Source organism: Bacillus sp. GB_SG_008 (assembly GCF_052038115.1).
Taxonomy (GTDB): Bacteria; Bacillota; Bacilli; order Bacillales; family Bacillaceae_G; genus Bacillus_A; species Bacillus_A rhizoplanae.
This window is the reverse complement of record NZ_JBPZSK010000005.1, coordinates 429,771-436,061: the sequence shown is the minus strand read 5'-3', so window position 1 is coordinate 436,061 and position 6,291 is coordinate 429,771. Positions and strand designations below refer to the sequence as shown.

The following is a 6,291-nucleotide window of genomic DNA, read 5'->3' as shown; positions in this document are numbered from 1 at the left end:
CTCCTTTGTTTATGCTTTTCCTTTTATGTTACTATAAATAAAGAAGGGAATGGTCTAGATTCCCTTCTCGATCACTCATTACATAGCCCTTTGTCTGCTGTTAAGCAAATGAAGGGTTTTTATTTTGCTTGTTTATTTTGACTATCTATCACTGCAAGACGTGTAGCTTTGAAATAAAGTTTGTTCAAAAATGCCTCGCAATCCCAAGTTTTACGATAAATAAAAAGAATCCATTTTGAAAAAAGATTGATCAAAATGGATTCTTCTCTTACAGATTTATGTTTAGTTTTTATAAAAAAGTTTGATCATTTCTACCTATGTTGTTCAACAATCGCGCCCGTTTGTTGAAGATCACTGAAGCTTCTATTAGCTAGTTAGTTTAAGCAGAAAGCTTCACACTCTTTTGTTCTATTCCCATCATTTCACTTATTTCCTCACTGTTTAAATTCGACAAAAGAAATTCTAGTTATTTCTTCCCTTGTTAAAGGAAACAAGAAAGGAATGGAGAAATCTATTCCCTTCTTGTCTGCATACCAAGCCCTATATAGTGAATTTTGGTTTAAAATCACCTTTATAAGGTTCATGTTCAACGAATATAGTTATGTCCTTGCCACCTACGTCTTTACCAGTTCTTTTATACGTAAATTTATTATTATTAAGTTCGGTAAGTTCAAGGGCGGCGCCATACTTATTATTTCCAATTGAAACATGGGCTCTTATCTTATTTCCGTGTACAACATCGAAGTAGCCATAATCACCGCGGCTTTTGCCTGTTTCAGCATTGAAAAACTCATATTTATTAGTCTTATCATTAAATTTTGCCAGACTTATAAAATTTGAATTATATTTTGTTACATCATTGCCGTTTTCATCTAATACCTTTGTTCCTTTCCAAAGGGTGCTACCTAAAATTTTATCTCCATCAACGTTTTTAACAATATCTCCTGTAGTAGTGTCCAACTGCTTGTCCGGATCAGTAAAAGACAGCTCTTTTTCTTTATATGGAACATGTTCAACGAATACCTCTACGTCGTTGCCATTAGCATCTTTTCCCATTCTTTTATAAGTAAAAACATCTTTATTTAGTTTTGTCATGTCAACAACAGCTTGGTAATTCATTGATTCTGAAATTAATATTCTCTTCTTCCCATCATTGGTGATAAAGAATGTTCCTTTATCGCCACGACTTTTACCTGTCATAGCATCAAAAAATTCATATCTTCCTGATTTCACATCATATTTCGCAAGACCAATGAAGTTTGCATTCTCTTTTGTTAAGTCATTATTATCTTTGTCATACACTCTTGTACCTTGCCAATCTGTGCTACTAAGAATGTTAGCCATTTCCTGACCTTTGGTTAACTTATTTTCCTTTTTAGTCTCTTTAACAGCTTGTTCTTGCTTCTGTTTACTATGATATTCTTGGGCGTTAGCACCAGCACTGCACCCTATTAAAGCTAATGTGAATCCGAGTAGTATTGATGATATTGCTTTTGCTTTTTTATTCATTTTTATCGTCTCCTCATTTTATGATTGTAGTGAATTTACATTATTGTCTATTATTTATTGTAGTAGTACGGTTTCGCTTGTACTGTTTGGAATCTTATACAATCCGGCTATTTTGCCCCTGCTTTTAACAAAATTTTTTCAATCTCTTTAAAGCCTTTCTCACGTGCATGTTGTAAAGGAGTCACCTTATTATTGTCTGGAATGTTCACATCCGCACCATGTTCAATCAGCAATTGCACCGTTTGCTGCTGCTTATCGTCTCCATCATTCAAAATAATCGCTTCTAATAAAGCTGTCCAACCAAGATTATTGACATGATTCACATCAATATCCGTATGGGTGAGAAGTTCTTTTATTACATCCACATATCCATGTTCTGAGGCAGGGATTAAAGCAGTTCCTCCATACCGGTTTGTAATCGCCGGGTCGGCCCCTGCTTCAATCGTAAGTTTTAGAATATCTATATATCCTTCTGCACCAGCATACAGGAAGGGATTGTTTTTCATATCATCCTTGATGTTCACATCCGCACCTGCCTTGATAAGTACCTTTGCGGTTTCTACATCATTGTTATATGTCGCAATCATAGTGGCAGTCCTTCCTTTTGAGTCCTGTGCGTTGATATTGGCACCTTTCTTAATGAGTTTGCTTATGGTGTCTGCCTCTCTATGTTCTGCTGCTTGAAGCAACTGTTTATTTAATCCTTCGCTCACGATTTCCTTCTCCTTTTCTTGTTTTTTCGGTTCTCCACTAATGTTAGAAATACAAACTTGAAGCAAGAGAATACATCCTATAAATGCCATCATCCACTTCCACATAAAAATATTCTCCTCTATTCTAATATTGTTTTTGCTCTGCTCTTTTTACCTGAGGAGTGAAATTTTTTATATTCTGCGGCTTTTTCTCTCGGAAAACACGTTCCGTTAAATATATAATTTATTTATTCTTTTCTTTCCAAAGAGCAAAAGGGTTCTTTTCATGATGATTTTTATCGAGCTTTAATAATTTTATGTCTCGTTGTTCCTTTGGAAGAGCTATTTGCTGATAAACGTATTTTGTTCCTAATCCAATTTCTTCTTCCTCTTGTGCAGTATAGGAATAATAAACATGTTTAAGGTTCGCCCAGTAAATGGCACTTAAACACATCGGGCAAGGCTCTCCACTTGCGTATAGTATACAGTCGGAAAGATCAGATGTACCAAGAATGCGACAAGCCTGACGGATAGCTAGAAGTTCAGCATGCGCAGTGGGATCGTGTGTTTTAAGAACATCATTTACTCCCTTTGCAACAATCTCACCATCTTTAACAAGCACTGCACCAAATGGTTTTCCTTTTTTGTTTTTGGTATTGTCGTAAGCTAACTCGATTGCCAATTTCATGAATTCTTCGTGACTCATTAAAAAACACTCCTTTAAAAATTAAATATTAAATATGATTTTTTCATTCATGTTTTTTTGTTTTCCATAGTTGTTCTAGCACAATTACGATGATCGTACCAACAATGAGACCATTGCTTAAAATATATTGGAGAATAGTAGGCAGACCATGAAATATTCCTTTAGGAAGAAACATTAATCCTATACCGATTAGCAATGTGATTCCTAATATAGTTAGCCGACGTTGATCTAATTCGTCTTTCAAAAGGGATTGAAACGAGATCCCAATCATTTGGACAAAGGATGCTAAACTTGCAGCACAAGCAATAGGGCCGGGAAGCATAGCTAAGAAGTTGACGATTGCCGGAACAAAGGCTATACCTGCTAAGGCTAAACTTGCTATTAGGAAAGGCATTATTCGTTTTTGCTCGGTTATTCGGATAAAACCCGCCGATACTGGCAATGGCACAATTCCAATTGTCGAAAAAAGAGCTGATATAACATGTGTAATACCGCCTGCCCAACTGGCGCGGTTAATGGTTTGTTTTTCGGATTCTCCTGATTCTGGAACCACTTGTTTAACAGCCGTAACGGCCGCTATCGTATTAGAGACTAAAATAAACGTAAATATAATTGAGGTTATCACCATTCCAGCATTTAACTTCGGAGTCCCCCATGCAAAAATGTCTGGTAATTTAATGAAGGAAGCCGGTGTGGAAATCGTATTGGGGGTTTTTCCTAATAAGAAATATAGTAACCACCCAAATAAAATTCCTAACAGTACGGAGTAACTTTTCATCCATCCTTTTCCTTTAATTGATAGCACTATCACTAGAACAAATACGCCAAATGAAATCGCTGCTATTTGATAATCCAGGTTGGACTGTCCTTGTATTCCGAACATTCCCTCTAAAAAAACACCACTAAGTTGAAGACTCAGAATCAAAAGAAAAGAACCAGTAACTAAAGGAGTGAACAAAAACAGCAGCCGATTAACCAGGCCGGTTATGCCAAGAATAACTAGTAAAAATCCTGTAACCAGCAAACCACCTTCTAAAAGTTGTAATGTTTCTTTCGTACTTTCCCCCTGCTGATTCGCCATACCCGCTAAAATGACAAATACACTGACCCATGAACCTGCAGGTCCGTCAGCGATCGGATAGCGATGTCCGAGCCATCCTTGTATAAAAGAGCTAATGCCCACCACAAAAAAAGTTCGTTGCATCAAATCGGATATTTCCTCGATCGATAAATGAAATACTCCCCCGATTACGATCGGTAATGCAACAGAAATGGCCAGCAGGAAAAAGAACCATTGAAATATGCTTAAAGCGCCGTAAAAACGTTGTTGCTCCATATTGTTTCACCTTCATATAAAATATTTATTTTTAAGCCAATAGAAATTAGTTCTAATTGGCTTAAAAATAAAGATCTCCCGCAAGAAAAGCTTTTATTAACCTATCTCGATGTTCTAGCTAACATCTGCAAAATTTTTTTCTTAAAAATGCATCGCAGTTTAAAGCCGTTGCGGGAAATTTCTTTTCATCTAAAATTATGATATCTTAGAATATAGTATATGAAAAATATAAAAAAAATTAATTTTACTTAAGTTTTTCATATAAGGAGGGAGTTTTTTCCATTTATGGATATTAGACAACTGCGATATTTCATAGCAATTGTAGAAGAAAGAAAAATTTCTGCTGCCGCTGAAAGACTTCATATCTCCCAGCCTCCGCTAAGCCAGCACCTGAAAACAATGGAAGAGGAATTAGGAACGAAATTAATAGAGAGAAGTGGGAAATTTTTAGAAGTGACGGAAGCAGGAAAAGCATTATATAAGTATGCGCTACAAATGACTCAGTTAATGGAAGAAGCCAGAATGGAGGTAAAGGAAGTCGGAAACGGGGTAAGCGGAAGACTGACGATAGGTATCAATACTTTTTCGGTAGCCGGATTACCTGAGTTACTTTACCAATTTCACAAAAAATATCCTAAGGTTACATATAAAGTTCATCAAAATGAGTCATCTCATCTTTGTCAATTAGTGAGAGACAGGATTGTAGAGCTGGCGATTATACGATTACCGCTCGAGTTAGATGATTTTTCAGCTATCCATCTTTATAAAGAACCTTTTTACTTTATTACTTCAAATAAAAAGCAGTCTTTTAATCATCAAGTTATGCTTGCTGACATTCAAAACCACCCTCTGATATTACCGAGTACAGAAGGATTGGGAATTCATTATATGATCTTGGAAGCATTTTCAAAAGCTCAACTACATCCGAACATTATTGCCGAGTGCTCTGACATCTCTCTTTTATTAGATTTAGTCGCTTGTAAATTTGGAGAAGCTATTGTTCCGGAAACCGTCATTAAACAATACAAAAACTACAATATCCAGGCTTTCAAAATTACAGATACAGAGCTATCTGCATCCACGGGCTTAATATGGCTGAAGAATCATTATCTATCAAAAACCGCTCAAAACTTTACAAAACTGTTAACGGGGTACCTCCAGCAAAACACGGATTTACAGCGTTAAGGATATTCCAGCATTCAAAATCCCAATCTCTCAATGTCATAATTGAGAAATTGGGATTTATTTATTCAACTATATGGCCCGATTGTTGAATACAATGATTGGTATTTTTTAAACAACTTTATTATTTTTTAAATGACTTTATTATCATTTAACAGTCACATATTAGTTATATGTAATATGTGACATCCTTTATTTTTGATAACTTTTTACGATTTAGGTCTTGATAACCATTTGTTGCTACTCAACAGTTCCTTAATCCGCCTTTCAGTTCAGATCTTCTTTTCACTTTTCACTATAAAAACACCCCTTTAGATAAACAGATCCAAAGGGGCAAAACATCGTGTCTTTTTTATAAACACCGTGACTTTATTTAAAAGACTACGGAAATTATCGAACTTTATTTAAATGATATAATCATTATATATAGAAAGAGGTGGTCGCAATGCCAACATTACTAGATACAGCAAAAAACTTACTCCACGAAAATGAAACGATCCTTTTTTACACACAATGTTCTCTATCTTTATTTCTGCATAGAGGGCCATCCATGCCAGGAATAATACTAGCAACAAATAAAAGACTACTATTTGTATATAAGGAGAAAAACAAATTTAATTCTCAAAGATATGAAGAATACTTATATGAACGTATTGAAGAAGTAAAAGAACATCCTTATTTTTTCAGCTCTCATACGTCTATTTACTACAACGATGATTGGGTACGTTTTGAAAGAATATACGATCAAAATATAAGAAAACAACTTTGTTCAATCATACAACAGCAAATTGTAAGTAGCTCGTTAACATAGGGCTACTTATTTACTTTATCAGAACATGTACGCACATGCTTAAACATTGTACTAT

The 6,291-nt window shown here is 35.3% G+C and carries 6 protein-coding genes; 2 read left to right on the top strand and 4 right to left on the bottom strand.

What is annotated here, in order from left to right:
• Positions 1-540: 540 nt before the first annotated feature.
• The 4 genes from ACTDJC_RS15970 to ACTDJC_RS15955 all read right to left on the bottom strand — a co-directional run bounded on the left by ACTDJC_RS15970 (position 541) and on the right by ACTDJC_RS15955 (position 4,243).
• A complete protein-coding gene (locus ACTDJC_RS15970) occupies positions 541-1,509 on the bottom strand; it encodes a DUF4822 domain-containing protein (protein WP_440603996.1) in 969 nt (322 codons plus the stop codon).
• 107 nt (positions 1,510-1,616) lie between these two features.
• Positions 1,617-2,327 carry an ankyrin repeat domain-containing protein gene (locus tag ACTDJC_RS15965; protein WP_440603995.1) on the bottom strand — a complete coding sequence of 237 codons (711 nt, stop codon included), beginning with the start codon at positions 2,325-2,327 and terminating at the stop codon, positions 1,617-1,619.
• 118 nt (positions 2,328-2,445) lie between these two features.
• Positions 2,446-2,907, bottom strand: coding sequence for a nucleoside deaminase (locus ACTDJC_RS15960; protein WP_440603994.1), 462 nt, complete (start codon positions 2,905-2,907; stop codon positions 2,446-2,448).
• Positions 2,908-2,950: 43 nt separating this feature from the next.
• Positions 2,951-4,243 carry a purine/pyrimidine permease gene (locus ACTDJC_RS15955; protein WP_440603993.1) on the bottom strand — a complete coding sequence of 431 codons (1,293 nt, stop codon included), beginning with the start codon at positions 4,241-4,243 and terminating at the stop codon, positions 2,951-2,953.
• Between the two features lie 285 nt (positions 4,244-4,528).
• Here ACTDJC_RS15955 and ACTDJC_RS15950 point away from each other — a divergent pair, with 285 nt between their 5' ends.
• Together ACTDJC_RS15950 and ACTDJC_RS15945 are read left to right on the top strand one after the other, a co-directional pair.
• Positions 4,529-5,428 (top strand): LysR family transcriptional regulator, encoded by a 900-nt coding sequence (locus tag ACTDJC_RS15950; RefSeq protein WP_440603992.1) that lies wholly within the window; start codon positions 4,529-4,531, stop codon positions 5,426-5,428.
• 442 nt (positions 5,429-5,870) lie between these two features.
• The gene (locus tag ACTDJC_RS15945) at positions 5,871-6,236 is read left to right on the top strand and encodes a PH domain-containing protein (protein ID WP_440603991.1); all 366 of its coding nucleotides are present in this window, start codon (positions 5,871-5,873) and stop codon (positions 6,234-6,236) included.
• Positions 6,237-6,291: the final 55 nt, after the last annotated feature.